This window comes from Burkholderia guangdongensis, from assembly GCF_013403875.1.
Lineage (GTDB): Bacteria > Pseudomonadota > Gammaproteobacteria > Burkholderiales > Burkholderiaceae > Burkholderia > Burkholderia guangdongensis.
This window is the reverse complement of sequence record NZ_JACBNX010000006.1, coordinates 26,096-38,987: the sequence shown is the minus strand read 5'-3', so window position 1 is coordinate 38,987 and position 12,892 is coordinate 26,096. Positions and strand designations below refer to the sequence as shown.

Here is a 12,892-nt window from a genome sequence, read left to right as displayed (position 1 = left end):
GCGGGGATGGCCGCGCCGTCACCCGCGCTTGCGCAGCGGCACGTCCTCGACGCGCCATGCGATCACGAACGCGATCGCGATCACGATCGCCGCGATCAGATAGACGACGTGCAGCGAGCCCGCGAACGCTTCGAGGTACGCATGGCGGATCGCGTCCGGCAACTGATGCACGGCGGCCGGCCCGAGCGCGGGCGGCAACTCGGCGTCGGGCGGCAGCGTGCTCGCGAGCCGCGATTGCAGGCCGTTCGAGAACAGCGCGCCGAACGTCGCGACGCCGATCGAGCCGCCGATCGAGCGGAACAGCGTCGTGCCCGACGTCGCGACGCCCATGTGCCGGAACTCGACCGTGTTCTGCACCGCGAGCGTGATCACCGGCATCACCATCCCGAGGCCGCAGCCGAGCAGCGCCATGTACAGGTAGATTCGCTCGAGCGGCGTGTCGAGCGACAGCGTCGACAGCAGCGCCATCGCGACGCCGCCGATCGCGGTGCCGGCGATCGGGAACATCCGGTACTTGCCGATCCGCGTGATCAGCCGCCCGCTCGCGATCGACGTCGCGATCATCCCGGCCATCATCGGCAGCAGCTGCGTGCCGGCCTCGGATGGCGTCGAGCCCTTGACGACCTGCAGATACAGCGGAATGAACGTGACCGAGCCGAACAGCGCGATGCCGACGACGAAGCCGATCAGGCTGAACAGCACGAAGGTCCGGTGGCGGAACAGGTGCAGCGGCATCAGCGGTTCGGCGGCGAGGCGCTCCTCGTAGATGAAGCCGCCGACCGCGACGACGCCGAGCACGAGCGTCAGCCACAGCTGCGCGGACGACCACGGCAGCAGCGTGCCGCCCTCGCTCGTGAACAGCACGAGGCAGGTGAGCGCGAGCGCGAGGAACACGGCGCCGAGATAGTCGATCCGGTGCTTCACGTGCGTGGTGTGCGGGCGGAACGCGACGCCGATCACCCCGAGCGCGGCGATGCCGAGCGGCAGGTTGATGTAGAAGATCCAGCGCCAAGACAGATGCTCGACGAGAAAGCCGCCGAGCAGCGGCCCGATCACGGTCGCGAGCCCGTAGACGCCGCCGAACATCCCCTGGTAGCGGCCGCGCTGGTCGGGCGGGATCAGGTCGCCGATCGCGGCCATCGTGATGACCATCAGGCCGCCGCCGCCGAAGCCCTGCAGCGCGCGCAGCACGATCAGCTGCGTCATGTTCTGAGCGACGCCGCAGAACGCGGAGCCCAGCAGGAACAGCACGATCGCGGCCTGCAGCACGATCTTGCGGCCGTACAGATCGCCGAGCTTGCCGTACAGCGGCAGCACGACGGTCGACGACAGCAGGTACGCGGTCACGACCCACGACAGCTGATCGAGCCCGCCGAGCTCGCCGACGATCGTCGGCAGCGCGGTGGACACGATCGTCTGATCGAGCGCGGACAGCAGCATCACGAGCAGCAGCGCGGCGACCGTCAGGCGGACGGACGCGTTCGGATGGGCCGCGTCGGCGGCCGGGGCGGGCAGGGCGGTGTCGGTTCGCATGGCGAGGTCTGACGGCGAGTGCAAGAGGCGTTGCCGGAAATGTATCGCCAAATGGTTGACACGTCAATTTGTGCCCGGGCAGAGAGATGTAACAGACGTGACCGGTTCTGACCGGTGCGGCCATGACCATGGCTGCGCGGCCGGACAGGCCGCACGCATCAAATTTTGGGGGCGGAACCGGGGGCGGAACCGGGGGCGGAACCGGGGGCGGAACCGGGGGCGGAACTATTGGGGGGGCATCAGTTGCGTCGCCGCGCGCTGCGACGCGACGAGCATCAGCTTCATCGTCGCGCGCGTCGCGCCGACGAACAGCTTGCGTGCGGCGCGCGCGTCGAGCGTATCGAAATCGATCTCGGTCAGGATCACGCACGGCGCCGACTGGCCCTTGAACCGGTAGATCGAGTCGAGCAGCACGTCGCCTTCGCGATACTCTGGATTCCCGAACAGATCGTATTTGCCGGTGAAACGCTTGATCCGGTGCGGCCCGAGCTGGTCGAGCGACGCGAGCGCCGAGCTTTCTCGCCCGCGATACGACAGCACCGCGATGTCCTGCTTGCGGAAGCCGAGCGCGAGCGCCTGCGTGATCGCGCGCTTGGTCGTGTCGATGCACGCGTCGATGCACGCGGCGGCCGGCGCGCCGGGCTCGCCGTACGCGGACACCGCGATGTCCGAGCCGTCGAACGGGCTGCCCGAGCGCAGCTCGGCCGCGAGCGGCTCGACGCGCCCGACGACGTCGCGCACGTAGTCGAGCAGATCGCGCGGGCTTCGGTAGTTCGTCAGCGCCTTCAGCGCGACCCAGCCCGGCAGCACGACCGGCTCGCGCATGTAGAGGTTCTGCAAAGGATCCTCGAGCCACCACCACGCGGCGTCGGCGGCCAGCAGCCGTTCGAGCGCGGCGGCCCACGGTGGATGGAAATCCTGCCCTTCGTCGACGATCAGCACGTCGAACCGCCAGCGCTCGGGCACCGGCGTATCCGCGAAGCGCGCCTCGAGCTTCGCGAACGCGTCGCTCGCCTGGAAGTCGGGCGCGTAGCCGCCGTCGCGCGCGACCCAGTCGCACAGCTGGTGATAGTTCGCGATCTTCGCGCCCGGCGGCGCGACGCGCGCGATGTAGTCGGCGAGCGGCCGGTTGAAGCACACGTACAGCACGCGGCGGCCGGCCGCGACCGCGTCGCGCATCACCTGCACCGCGAGCTGCGTCTTGCCGGAGCCCGCGGTGCCGATCACGCGCAGCCGGAACGGCGCGAAGTCGAGCTGCCGCGCCCACGCGGCGAGCCCGCCCGACAGCCGCGTGACGAGCGTGCCGGCCTGGCCGACGAGCGCGCTCGTGTCGGGCGTCAGCGCGAGCTCGTCCGCGAGGAAATGGTGGATTTTCGCGGCGTTCGCGAAGCGGGGCTCGTCGGCGGGCAGCAACTGCGCGATTACCGTGGCGAGCTGGGCCTTGCGCGTCGCGTCGACGATCCGTTCGGGCGCGACGCCCGCGATCGACGTCTGGCGGATCGTGTAGTCGGGGCAGTACAGCAGCGCGTCGACGCCGTACGTGCCCGCGCCGAACGCGACGGTCAGGCGGCGGTGCAGATTTTCCTGCGTGCGGGCGAGCTGGATCGACACGTTGCGCTCGGTCTGCAGATAGACCTTCACGAGCCCCTTCGGCGTCTCGCGCAGGAAGCCCGCCTTCTGCTCGATCAGCAGCACGCGCCCGGACGGGCTCACGACGACGAAATCGGCCTCGCCGAACACCGAGAAGCCGTGCTCGGCGCGCGTCCAGTGCACGCCGTGGTAGACGGTATACGCGTCCGGCAGCGCGTGCTCGAGCAGCGCGAGCGTTTCGCGCTCGCGCTCGGCCGCGCCGGTCGCGGCGAGATGCTTCCAGTCGTCGGGAATGATGCGGGCCATGTCGTCGGCGCCTTCGCGTTGAAAGGTCCGGCTATTGTACGCACGCGTGCGTGCGCGGTCCGTGCGCTAGTGACGCGCGAGCCGTTTCGCGAGATCGGCGCTGAGGATCGCCATCCGCGCGGGCTTTTCGTAGCAGACGACGTCGAACGAGCGGATCACGTCGCTGATGTCGGTTTCGCTCGCGCGGCCGGTCAGCAGGTCGCCGGTCAGCACGAAGATCGGCGCGGCGGGATTGTCCGACGTGCGCACGGCCTTGATCGCGGTCGCGGCCGTCGCGTCGTCGAACAGCCACTCGGTGACGACCGCGTCGAACGCCTGGTTCTGCAGCGCATCGACGAACGGCGTGAGGCCGTCGAACGCCGCGGTCGAGAAACCCTGCCGGTCGAGATAGCGGCACAGCTCGGTCGTGCTGACGCGATCGGGATCGACGACCGCGACGAGCAGCTTGTCGCTTTCCGCGCGGCGCGGGTAGATCTCGATCTTGTGCACGTCGAACGCGTTCTGGTACAGCACGCCGGCGTGGCGCAGCACGCGCCAGTGGCCCTGCTGCTGGTAGGCGACGAACTCGGGGCGCGAGCCCGTCTCGAGCGGCGCGCCGATCCACGCGGTGCACGGGATCTCGGCAACGCCCGCGTACAGTACCGCGTCCTGCGCGTAGGCGCCGACCATGCCCGGGTCGAGCGTCTGCGCGCCGAACAGCTGCGCGGCCGGCTCGCCGAATGCTTCGGCCACCTTCTTGATTTGCGCGAGGGTCCACGGACTGCTGCCGCGCAGCTTGCGATGCCCCTGGGAAAAGCTGAGGTCGAGGATGCGGCAGAGCTCGGTCGTCTGCTGGCGCTTGCCGATGCCGTTGCGGCTCATCAGTTCGCGAACGCGTTCGGCGACCGCGAGGGCATCCGTGGTTATTGCTTCATTGGTCATCAAAGGGAGCGGATCGGGTCGAGTGACGATCAGAACGCCGCGTCGCGGCGACACGATACGGAGGCTCCGTGGGAGCGTCCAGGGGGGCGAGCCGACTGGCCACGCAGAAAGATTCACTTTACCGCAAAACGGCAGGCTCGCCTGCGTAGTGGAAATACGCGGTTGCCGGAAAGTTGTATCTCTTTGTAGCACGCGAAACGCATGCCGAACCGAGGCTAAATGACGGGCATGTGTATCCGGGAAACGTTAGAGGATTTGCTCGGTTTCTACTTCACGCAGTCGAGCGTGTACTTGAGCGCGGGGCCGATGAGGCCGCGCCACACGTCCCACGTATGTCCGCCGTCGACGATGCGCAACTCGGCCGGATTCTGCGCGCGGCGCAGTTGCGTGTAGAGAGCGCTCGCTTCGGCCTGGATCGTCAGGTCGTCGTCGCCGGCCGCGATGAACATCGGCACGCGCCAGGTGCGCGCGAAGTAGCCGTGCCACAGCGCCGGATAGTTGAGCGCGTGCCACACGCGCGGATCGAACTGCCGGTCGCCGAACACGCCGACGTAGCGCGCGGCCGAATTGAGCGGCGGCTCGTTCGAGTAGATCGCGGGGCTCAGCAGCATCGCACTGCAGAACAGTCCGGGCTCGAGCAGCGCGAAACGCAGCGCGCCGAAGCCGCCCATCGACACGCCGCCGATCGCGCGGCCCGCGCGCTGGTTCGACACCGCGAAGTGCGCCTCGACGTCCGGCAGCAGATCGTTCAGGAATGCGCTCTGCATCCGCTCCTTGCGGTCGACGTACCAGTCGGTGCCGCCTTGCGGCATCACGATCACGACGGGCGGAATCTCGTGCCGCTCGATCAGCGCGTCGGCGGTGGTCTGCAGATGCCCCTGCGTGATCCAGTCGTTCGCGTTGCCCGCATTGCCGTGCAGCAGATACAGCACCGGATAGCGTGCGCCTTCCGCGTTGTAGCGCGGCGGCAGATACACCGTGTACGACCAGTCGCGCTGCAGCGCCGCCGAGCGGAACGTGCGGGTCAGGACGCTGCCGTCGTCGTCGACGTTCGCATGCGCGGACGCAACGAGGCCGAGGGTCAGCGCGGCGGCGAGCAGGAGGAGGAGTCGGCGCATGAGGACGAAAGCGGAAGGGTGTCGCGTATTCTGGCAGATCGCGCGGCGGGCCGGCGTGCGTCCGTCGGCCGCTAGCGTCGCGCGCGCAACGGCCGCCGCCGCATCAGCGGCCCGACCAGTTTCGCGACCAGATAGAGCAGCCCGATCGCGGCGGCGTCGCCGGCGAGGCCGAGCGGCACGTCGAAATAGCCGTCGGTCGCTTCGTAGAGCAGCGAATCGACCGCGAGCGAGATGCCGGTGCCCGCGACGAAGCAGAGCAGCCCTTGCCGCCCGATCGTGCCGATCCACGGCAGCGCGTGCGCGACTTTCTTCATCCAGCCGAGATGGACGAGCCGCGCCATCAGCCACGCGATCGCGACGAAATTCACGAGCCGTCCGGCGCCGAGATTCTGCTTGATCGACGGATCGGTCGGAAACGGCTCGATCCGCAGCCGGTAGTACGCGCCCGCCGCGACGATCGCGACTGCCGCGATGGTCACGAGCCGGCCGTGCGGCTTGCGCGCGAGCGTTGGGTAGACCGGCTGGCAGCGCACGATCGCCCCGAGCGCGAACAGGAACTGCCACGCGAACGGATTGAAGTCCCACGGCGTGCCGTCGACGGTCGGCAAGTAGCGCGCGACGGGCGGCGCGGCGGCCCACAGCAGCGCGCTCGGCACGAACAGCAGCCACGGCCGGCTGCGCGCGAGCGGCAGCGCGAGCGGAACGAGCAGCGCGAAGAACGCGTACATCGGCAGCACCGACGCGAGATACGGCTGGCGTCGCAGCAGCAGGATGTCGCGCAGCGACGCGAGCGGCGCGTGGACCAGGCCGTCGAGATCGTCGGTCGGCATGTTCGGCGCGTCGATCGCATACGCGCTCAGCACCGCGGTGATCAGCAGCATCAGCCCGGCCGTCACGACGAACGCGCGATAGATCTCGAGCGCGCGGCGCACGAAGCGCTGCCGCGCGGCGGCCTCGGTGTGCCGCTCGGCGAGCGAGTTGTAGGCGATCGCGGTCGCGAAGCCGCCGAGGAACACGAACACCTCGGCCGCGTCGCACAGCGCGTACGCGTGCAGCGTTACGCGCGACAGGATGCTGCCGCCGATGTGGTCGACGACGATCACGAGCAGCACGAGCCCGCGGAAGAAGTCGAGCTCCGCATAGCGGACGGGACGCGCGGCGGTCATCGGCCGGCCTCCGGGCAGGGGCCGCGCGCGCGGCAACGGCGCGCGACGCGGGAAATGCGGTGACGCATGGAGATGGCGTTGTCGGGAAAATGAAAAGAAGGCGTGCATTGTGCCACTGAAGTGCAACGCACCGGGTTTATGCCGATGGCATCGGCGCCGCGCCCGACCGGCAAGGCCGGCCTGCGGATCGTGCCCGCGCGCGAGTTGGCATTACACAACGCGGCCGGCGAAGGGCTGCCGGGCGAATGGACGTTTGGTTGCCGCCGTGACACCATTTTGTCCGTCACGCGGCGCGTCTGATGGATACGCGCGCGATCCTGCTTCCGGAGACCCGATAATGAAAAAACACATGATGTCCGCCGCCGCGCTGCTGGCTTTCGCCGCGCCGGTGATGGCGGAGAACAGCGTGACGCTGTACGGCCTGATCGACGAGGGGGTCAACTATACGAACAACGTCAGCGTGAACGGTCAGGGCAAGACCGACTACGCGCTCGCGAGCGGCTTCGCGCAAGGCAGCCGATGGGGGCTGCGCGGGGCGGAGGATCTCGGCGGCGGGCTGAAGGCGATCTTCACGCTCGAAAGCGGCTTCGACGCGAGCAACGGCCAGCTCGGCGAGGGCGGCCGGATGTTCGGCCGTCAGGCGTTCGTCGGCCTTTCGCAGTCGCAGTTCGGCACGCTGACGTTCGGCCGCCAGTACGACTCGCTCGTCGACTATCTCGCGCCGCTGACCGCGAACGGCAACTGGGGCGGCACGCTGCTGTCGCATCCGTTCGACAACGACAACACGGACAACACGTTCCGCGTGAACAACACCGTCAAGTACGCGAGTCCGGACTGGAACGGGCTGGCGCTCGGCGGCACCTACAGCTTCAGCAACAGCCCGCAGTTCGCGAACAACCGCCAGTACAGCGTCGGCGCGCAGTACACGCTGGGCGGGCTGCAGGTCGCGGCCGCGTACCTGCAGGCGAACGGCGCGGGCAACGGCTCGGCGGGCGCGATCGCGGCCGACGACGCGAACTTCACGGCCGACCGGGTGCGGATTTTCGGCGGCGGGGTCAATTACACGTTCGGGCCGGCGACGGTCGGCCTCGTCTACACGAAGACCGACCTGAAGGATCCGGTGTCGACCGTCTACCTGCCGGCCGCGACGTTCTCGGGCCTCGGCTTTACCGCGATGAAGTTCCAGAACGTCGAGGTCAACGGCAAGTATCAGCTCACGCCCGATTTCTTCGTCGGCGCGCAGTACGTGTTCACGAACGGCAAGTTCGACGCGCCGGCCGGCTCGATCAAGCCGAAATATCACACGGTCGGCCTGATGGCCGACTACAGCCTGTCGAAGCGGACCGACGTGTATCTGCAGGGCGCGTGGCAGAAGGTCGCGGGCGACCGGACCGGCACCGCGCTCGACGGCGGCTACCTGATCGGCACCGACGGGCCGTCGGCGTCGTCGAACCAGTTCGCGGTGCGCGCGGCGATTCGTCACCAGTTCTGAGTGCGCCGGGCCGGCCCGCGGTGCGTGACGCGCCGCGCGGCGGGGCTGCCCGGATACCGAGACAGCCGGCTTTCGGGCCGGCTTTGTTTTGTCGGGAAGTGGCGCGACGGGTGGGCTTGTTGCCGGATCTCAGTACGCAACTAACGGTCGAGTCCACCCCACGACCCGAAACGGCGATGCTCGCCGGGGTCGGATCGTCTTTCAGGTCAAGCCGTCCGCGGCCGATGGCCACGGGCGATTTCATCGCGCGCGCGTCGTGAGCGCAAGCAGCGCGCAAGGGCGCTCGTCGGGCGCGCGCGTCATCCGCCCCGATGGCCGAACGATCACGGCGCTGTCGGACGGAACGTCCTGCGTGATCACGCAGCGCGGTCCGATGAGCACGCCGTCACCGATCCGGATGTCACCGAGAAGGCGCGCGAATGCGCCGATCTGAACCCGGTCGCCCAGTATCGGGTGGCGCCTGGCGGATCGATTCCACGTGATGGCCGCCGCGCCGAGCGTCACGCCGCCGAGCAGATGGCAGTCGTCGCCGATGACCGTCGTTTCGCCGATCGTCGTACCGGCGCCGTGACCGAGCACGAAGCGTCGGCCGATCCGGGCGCGCGGATGGATGTCGGCGCCGGACAGCAGCTTGCTGCGACTCGAGATCAGATCGGCATAGCAGCCGATGGCCGACGACGGCTCGGCATCGTTGGCCATCGCGTGCGCGAGGCGGTATTGGAGGACGGCGTTGAACGACGGGTCGCGTTGCAGGATCGCCGACACGTCGCGGTGCGCGGCCGGATCTTTTTCGAAGCGCGCGCGTGCATCGTCGCGGGCGGCGGAGACGATTTCGACGAACAGCGGGCTGTCCGCGAGCGCGTTCGCGAACGACGGCGGACAGCATGCCCGGAGCGCGGATCGCAACTGGATCGCGATGATTTCGGTTTCTTGCACCTCGTGCCTCGATACGGTCAATGTCGTCAGGGCGCGGCGCATGACGGCGATGCGTTTGAGGCGGCCCTGCACGGGCCGATAACGGTACAGCGCCGGAGGCGGCGCGGACAACGCTGCGGCATGGTTGGCGAGGGCTTTCCGCGCGCCGTTCCGGTGCCGAGCGTATGGGCGACGCATGAGGGCCGAGTCAGGCCGTTCGGATTGGCCGCGGGTGGGTGAGGGTGGTTTATTTGCACGCGTTGATTGGGCGATTGTGTGCTTAATTTCGCGTATCTTCGCTCAAAATATGCGTGAAAGCGTTCCGCTGCATCCTCTGGCGAGATCGCCCGCGACCGCTCCGTGGCTTGGGTAATTTTTATATTCAGACTCCTGTTAACCGAAGTGTTCCCTCCCTTGTTTTCGCATTGAAGGATTGTTAAGAATCCTTGCATCCGGTTACATGTCGACCGTCCGGTTTTTGAGATGCTTGTCAGATTGTCAACCCGGAGTCAGGTCGAGCATGGAAAAGCGCGAGATTGCCCGCAAAGCGGCATGGCTGCCGGTCGCGGCCGCCGCCGTGGTCCTGGCCCTGGCTCTGGCCGGCTGCACGAGCGCGCCGCCAGCGCCGCCCAGCGACATGACCGCGAATGCGTCCTCCGCGCCGGCCGCCGCGTCCCAGCCGGCACTCGTCCAGGTCACGCGGCGCTATGTGGTCCGCCGCGGCGACACGCTGACGGCGATCGCGTCGGCCAACGGCTGCAGCACCGACGACCTGCGGACCTGGAACGACCTCGGCTCGCGCGGCCGGCTGCGTATCGGCCAGGTGCTGCGGATCGTCACGAAATCGTCGGTGGCCGGCGCGAACACTGCCGCGACGGCCTCGGCCTCCATTCCGACGCCGTCGGCCGCGAGCGGCGCAACTGCCGAATCGGCCCGGCCTGAATTCAGCGACCAGCAAGTCGTCAGCGAGACGAAGCGTCACGCGAGCCGCGTGTCGCTCGTCTGGCCCGCGCGCGGCAACGTGATCGAAGCGTTCAAGCCCGGCGCCAACCGCGGCATCCAGATCGCCGGTCACGCGGGCGATCCGGTGCGCGCGGCCGCCGACGGCCGCGTGATGTACGCGGGCGTCGGCCTCAACGACTACGGCAGCCTGATCATCGTCCAGCACAACGCGGATTTCCTGACCGCGTACGCGCACAACCGCAAGCTGCTCGTGAAGACCGGCGACATCGTCCATCAGGGTCAGGCGATCGCGGAAATGGGCGACCTCGACAACGCGCGCGTGGCACTGTCGTTCGAGGTGCGGCGCGACGGCAAGCCCGTGAATCCGCTGCCGTACCTTCCGTCGACGAACGGCTGACCCGCGCGCGGCGCACCGCACCGCGCGCGATCCAGTAGCGAGCGCGCGCCGGCGCTGCTACGCTGTCGGCACGCATCCGCGCGCGGCTGTGCCGCCGCTTCGCGCGATGCACGTCCCTCTCTCTCTCCGAACGTCATTCATGGATCATTCGTCGCTGCGCCGCTCGCTGCTGCTCGCCGCCGTCGCCGGGCCGTTCGTCGCCGCGTGTGCGCCCACCGGCGTCGCGCACGATCGCGCGCGGGCCGTGGCGCTTCAGCTCCAGGCGCTGGAACAATCCGCGCACGGCCGCCTCGGCGTCGCCGCGCTCGATACGTCGAACGGCGCGCGGCTCGCGTACCGCTCGCGCGAGCACTTTCCGCTTTGCGGCACGTTCACGGTCGTCGCGGTCGCCGCGCTGCTCACGCGTGCCGCGCTCGACCCGACGCTGCTGCCACGGCGCGTGCTGTATCGCCGCTACGATCTCGTGCCCGATTCGCCGGTCACCAACAGCCACGCGGATACCGGCCTGACCGTCGCGCAGCTCTGCGAGGCCGCGTTGCAGGCCGGCGACCAGTCGGCCGCGAACATGGTGATGGATCTGCTCGGCGGCCCGGCGGTCGTCACCGAGTTCGCGCATTCGATCGGCGACACGACGTTCCGGCTCGACCGCTGGGAGCCCGAGCTCAATACCGCGCGCCCCGGCGACCTGCGCGACACCGGGACACCCGTTGCGACGGCCGATACGCTGCGCCGGCTGCTGCTCGGCAACACGCTGCCTGACGCGCAGCGCGCGCAACTGCAGGCGTGGATGCTCGGCAATGCCGGCGGCGCGGCGGGTGGCGTGGCTGGCGGCATGGCCGGAATTCGCGCGGGGCTGCCGTCGGACTGGCGTGTCGCACACGTGTATGGCGCGGGCGGCTACGGAACGACGAACGACATCGCGGTCGTCTGGCCGCCGTCGCGTGCGCCGCTCGTGCTCGCGATCTACTTCACGCAGCCGGCCGCCGACGCGGCGCCGCACGACGATGTCGTCGCGTCGGCGGCGCGGATCGTCGCCGCGGGGTTCACCGGCTGACGCGCGGCCTCTCGCGCAACGCGCGCGTTTCGCTTATCGTGACGGTCAGTGCGCGCCGGCCGGCGGCGCGCCGCCGTTCATCCGCCGATTCCGTGGAGCCATGCGCCGACTTCCTCCGCTGCACGCGCTGCAGATTTTCGCCACCGTGGCGCGCCACCGCAGCTTCACGCGCGCGGCCGACCAGCTCTGCATCACGCAGGGCGCGGTGAGCCGGCAGATCCAGACGCTCGAGGCCCACTTCGGCTTCCCGCTGTTCAAACGGCATGCGAAGGGGCTGACGCTGACGCCCGAGGGCGAGCAGTTGCTGCCGGTCGTCAACGAGAGCTTCGCGCGGATCGAGGACATCTCGATGAAGCTCACGCGCCAGCGCACCGATCTCGCGCTGAAGGTGCCGACCTGCGTGATGCGCTGGATGCTGCCGCGGATCATGCGCTTCCAGGGCGAGCATCCGGAGCTGCACGTGCAGATCACGACCGCCTGGCAGCACGACGTCGATTTCTCGAACGAGCCGTTCGACGCGGCGATCGTCTACGGCACGTCGCCTGGCGCGGGCGTGTGCGCGCTGCCGCTGTTCGACGAGCGGCTGACGCCCGTGTGCGCGCCCGAGCTGCGGCAGACGAACCGGCTCGACGCGGTCGACGATCTCGCGCGGCATACGCTGCTGCACCCGACGCGTGATCATCGCGACTGGCGCGCGTGGCTCGCGCACGCGGGCGCGGGCGACGTGGATCCGGATCGCGGGCCGAGCTTCGACACGCTCGATCTCGCGACGAATGCGGCGATGCAGGGCTTCGGCGTCGCGATCGGCGACGTGACGCTCGTCGACGACGACGTCGGCGCGCGGCGTCTCGAGCGGCCGTTCGACATCGTGCTCGACACCGGTGCGCGTTATTTCTTCGTCTATCCGGAAATCATCGGCAATCAGCGGAAAATCCGCGCATTCAGCGACTGGATCGAATGCCATCGCGATTGAATGGCCGCGTGCGTCACCGCGCCGATAATGCGGCGATTTATTTATATGTGATGACCGCGATCATCGGCGCATGACGACCGGGCGGCCGATTCGGCAAATCGATCGATGCGGACGCTTGCGTGAACGCGACGGTTCGGATCGGTTGCTGCGTGGCCGCATCGACGAACGCGACGTTGCCCGAGGCCGGCCGCGGGCACGCCGGCTGAAGGTTTGCCGGCCCGACGTCGAATTCGCACGGCGGTTCGACGATCGTCCCGCTGAAGTGAATGATGCCGGACGGGCCGGCTGCAAAGGACGGCGACGCAAGCAGGCACGCGGCCAGCGTGAGCGATGCGGCGATCGAACGGTGCTTCATGGCGGGCTCCACAAGAAAAGGAATCGCGGCAGGGCACTCGAATGCCGTTCCGTTCACCGAATTTTGTTCAATAAAAAATCGAATGAAATCGGTTATTCGGCTTTCTTCC

General features: G+C 68.5%; 12 protein-coding genes. 5 read left to right on the top strand and 7 right to left on the bottom strand.

Annotated features, from left to right (window positions below; genetic code table 11):
• Positions 1 to 18: 18 nt before the first annotated feature.
• From HZI36_RS07700 to HZI36_RS07680, 5 genes are all read right to left on the bottom strand, one after another.
• Positions 19 to 1,533: an MDR family MFS transporter gene (locus tag HZI36_RS07700; RefSeq protein WP_179402047.1), complete on the bottom strand. Its 1,515-nt coding sequence runs from the start codon at positions 1,531 to 1,533 to the stop codon at positions 19 to 21.
• Positions 1,534 to 1,758: 225 nt separating this feature from the next.
• A complete protein-coding gene (locus HZI36_RS07695; RefSeq protein ID WP_179402046.1) occupies positions 1,759 to 3,429 on the bottom strand; it encodes an ATP-binding domain-containing protein in 1,671 nt (556 codons plus the stop codon).
• 66 nt (positions 3,430 to 3,495) lie between these two features.
• Complete coding sequence (locus HZI36_RS07690; protein ID WP_179402045.1) at positions 3,496 to 4,350, bottom strand: helix-turn-helix domain-containing protein; 855 nt, start codon at positions 4,348 to 4,350, stop codon at positions 3,496 to 3,498.
• Between the two features lie 266 nt (positions 4,351 to 4,616).
• Entirely contained in the window at positions 4,617 to 5,468 is an 852-nt protein-coding gene (locus HZI36_RS07685) for an alpha/beta hydrolase (RefSeq protein ID WP_179402044.1), read from the bottom strand.
• A gap of 71 nt (positions 5,469 to 5,539) precedes the next feature.
• A complete protein-coding gene (locus HZI36_RS07680; protein WP_179402043.1) occupies positions 5,540 to 6,634 on the bottom strand; it encodes an OpgC domain-containing protein in 1,095 nt (364 codons plus the stop codon).
• Between the two features lie 144 nt (positions 6,635 to 6,778).
• Here HZI36_RS07680 and HZI36_RS07675 point away from each other — a divergent pair, with 144 nt between their 5' ends.
• Positions 6,779 to 6,934 carry a hypothetical protein gene (locus HZI36_RS07675; RefSeq protein WP_179402042.1) on the top strand — a complete coding sequence of 52 codons (156 nt, stop codon included), beginning with the start codon at positions 6,779 to 6,781 and terminating at the stop codon, positions 6,932 to 6,934.
• Positions 6,935 to 6,971: 37 nt separating this feature from the next.
• Complete coding sequence (locus tag HZI36_RS07670; RefSeq protein ID WP_179402041.1) at positions 6,972 to 8,126, top strand: porin; 1,155 nt, start codon at positions 6,972 to 6,974, stop codon at positions 8,124 to 8,126.
• A gap of 240 nt (positions 8,127 to 8,366) precedes the next feature.
• Here HZI36_RS07670 and HZI36_RS07665 read toward each other — a convergent pair whose 3' ends face one another.
• The gene (locus tag HZI36_RS07665) at positions 8,367 to 9,062 is read right to left on the bottom strand and encodes a serine O-acetyltransferase (RefSeq protein ID WP_179402040.1); all 696 of its coding nucleotides are present in this window, start codon (positions 9,060 to 9,062) and stop codon (positions 8,367 to 8,369) included.
• 499 nt (positions 9,063 to 9,561) lie between these two features.
• Between HZI36_RS07665 and HZI36_RS07660 the strand changes: the two genes are divergently transcribed.
• The 3 genes from HZI36_RS07660 to HZI36_RS07650 all read left to right on the top strand — a co-directional run bounded on the left by HZI36_RS07660 (position 9,562) and on the right by HZI36_RS07650 (position 12,428).
• Positions 9,562 to 10,401: a peptidoglycan DD-metalloendopeptidase family protein gene (locus HZI36_RS07660; protein ID WP_179402039.1), complete on the top strand. Its 840-nt coding sequence runs from the start codon at positions 9,562 to 9,564 to the stop codon at positions 10,399 to 10,401.
• A gap of 139 nt (positions 10,402 to 10,540) precedes the next feature.
• Positions 10,541 to 11,455 carry a class A beta-lactamase gene (bla, locus tag HZI36_RS07655; protein WP_179402038.1) on the top strand — a complete coding sequence of 305 codons (915 nt, stop codon included), beginning with the start codon at positions 10,541 to 10,543 and terminating at the stop codon, positions 11,453 to 11,455.
• A 100-nt stretch (positions 11,456 to 11,555) separates the two neighbouring features.
• Positions 11,556 to 12,428 carry a LysR substrate-binding domain-containing protein gene (locus tag HZI36_RS07650; RefSeq protein ID WP_179402037.1) on the top strand — a complete coding sequence of 291 codons (873 nt, stop codon included), beginning with the start codon at positions 11,556 to 11,558 and terminating at the stop codon, positions 12,426 to 12,428.
• Positions 12,429 to 12,465: 37 nt separating this feature from the next.
• Here the strand turns inward: HZI36_RS07650 and HZI36_RS07645 are convergent, their stop codons facing one another.
• Positions 12,466 to 12,783 carry a type 1 fimbrial protein gene (locus HZI36_RS07645; RefSeq protein WP_179402036.1) on the bottom strand — a complete coding sequence of 106 codons (318 nt, stop codon included), beginning with the start codon at positions 12,781 to 12,783 and terminating at the stop codon, positions 12,466 to 12,468.
• Positions 12,784 to 12,892: the final 109 nt, after the last annotated feature.

What these genes read in the sequence shown, in the direction of transcription:
- HZI36_RS07700 (WP_179402047.1), bottom strand. Translation starts at nt 1,533, where the DNA reads ATGCGAACCGACACCGCCCTGCCCGCCCCGGCCGCCGACGCGGCCCAT.
- HZI36_RS07695 (WP_179402046.1), bottom strand. Translation starts at nt 3,429, where the DNA reads ATGGCCCGCATCATTCCCGACGACTGGAAGCATCTCGCCGCGACCGGC.
- HZI36_RS07690 (WP_179402045.1), bottom strand. Translation starts at nt 4,350, where the DNA reads ATGACCAATGAAGCAATAACCACGGATGCCCTCGCGGTCGCCGAACGC.
- HZI36_RS07685 (WP_179402044.1), bottom strand. Translation starts at nt 5,468, where the DNA reads ATGCGCCGACTCCTCCTCCTGCTCGCCGCCGCGCTGACCCTCGGCCTC.
- HZI36_RS07680 (WP_179402043.1), bottom strand. Translation starts at nt 6,634, where the DNA reads ATGACCGCCGCGCGTCCCGTCCGCTATGCGGAGCTCGACTTCTTCCGC.
- HZI36_RS07675 (WP_179402042.1), top strand. Translation starts at nt 6,779, where the DNA reads ATGGCATCGGCGCCGCGCCCGACCGGCAAGGCCGGCCTGCGGATCGTG.
- HZI36_RS07670 (WP_179402041.1), top strand. Translation starts at nt 6,972, where the DNA reads ATGAAAAAACACATGATGTCCGCCGCCGCGCTGCTGGCTTTCGCCGCG.
- HZI36_RS07660 (WP_179402039.1), top strand. Translation starts at nt 9,562, where the DNA reads ATGGAAAAGCGCGAGATTGCCCGCAAAGCGGCATGGCTGCCGGTCGCG.
- bla (WP_179402038.1), top strand. Translation starts at nt 10,541, where the DNA reads ATGGATCATTCGTCGCTGCGCCGCTCGCTGCTGCTCGCCGCCGTCGCC.
- HZI36_RS07650 (WP_179402037.1), top strand. Translation starts at nt 11,556, where the DNA reads ATGCGCCGACTTCCTCCGCTGCACGCGCTGCAGATTTTCGCCACCGTG.
- HZI36_RS07645 (WP_179402036.1), bottom strand. Translation starts at nt 12,783, where the DNA reads ATGAAGCACCGTTCGATCGCCGCATCGCTCACGCTGGCCGCGTGCCTG.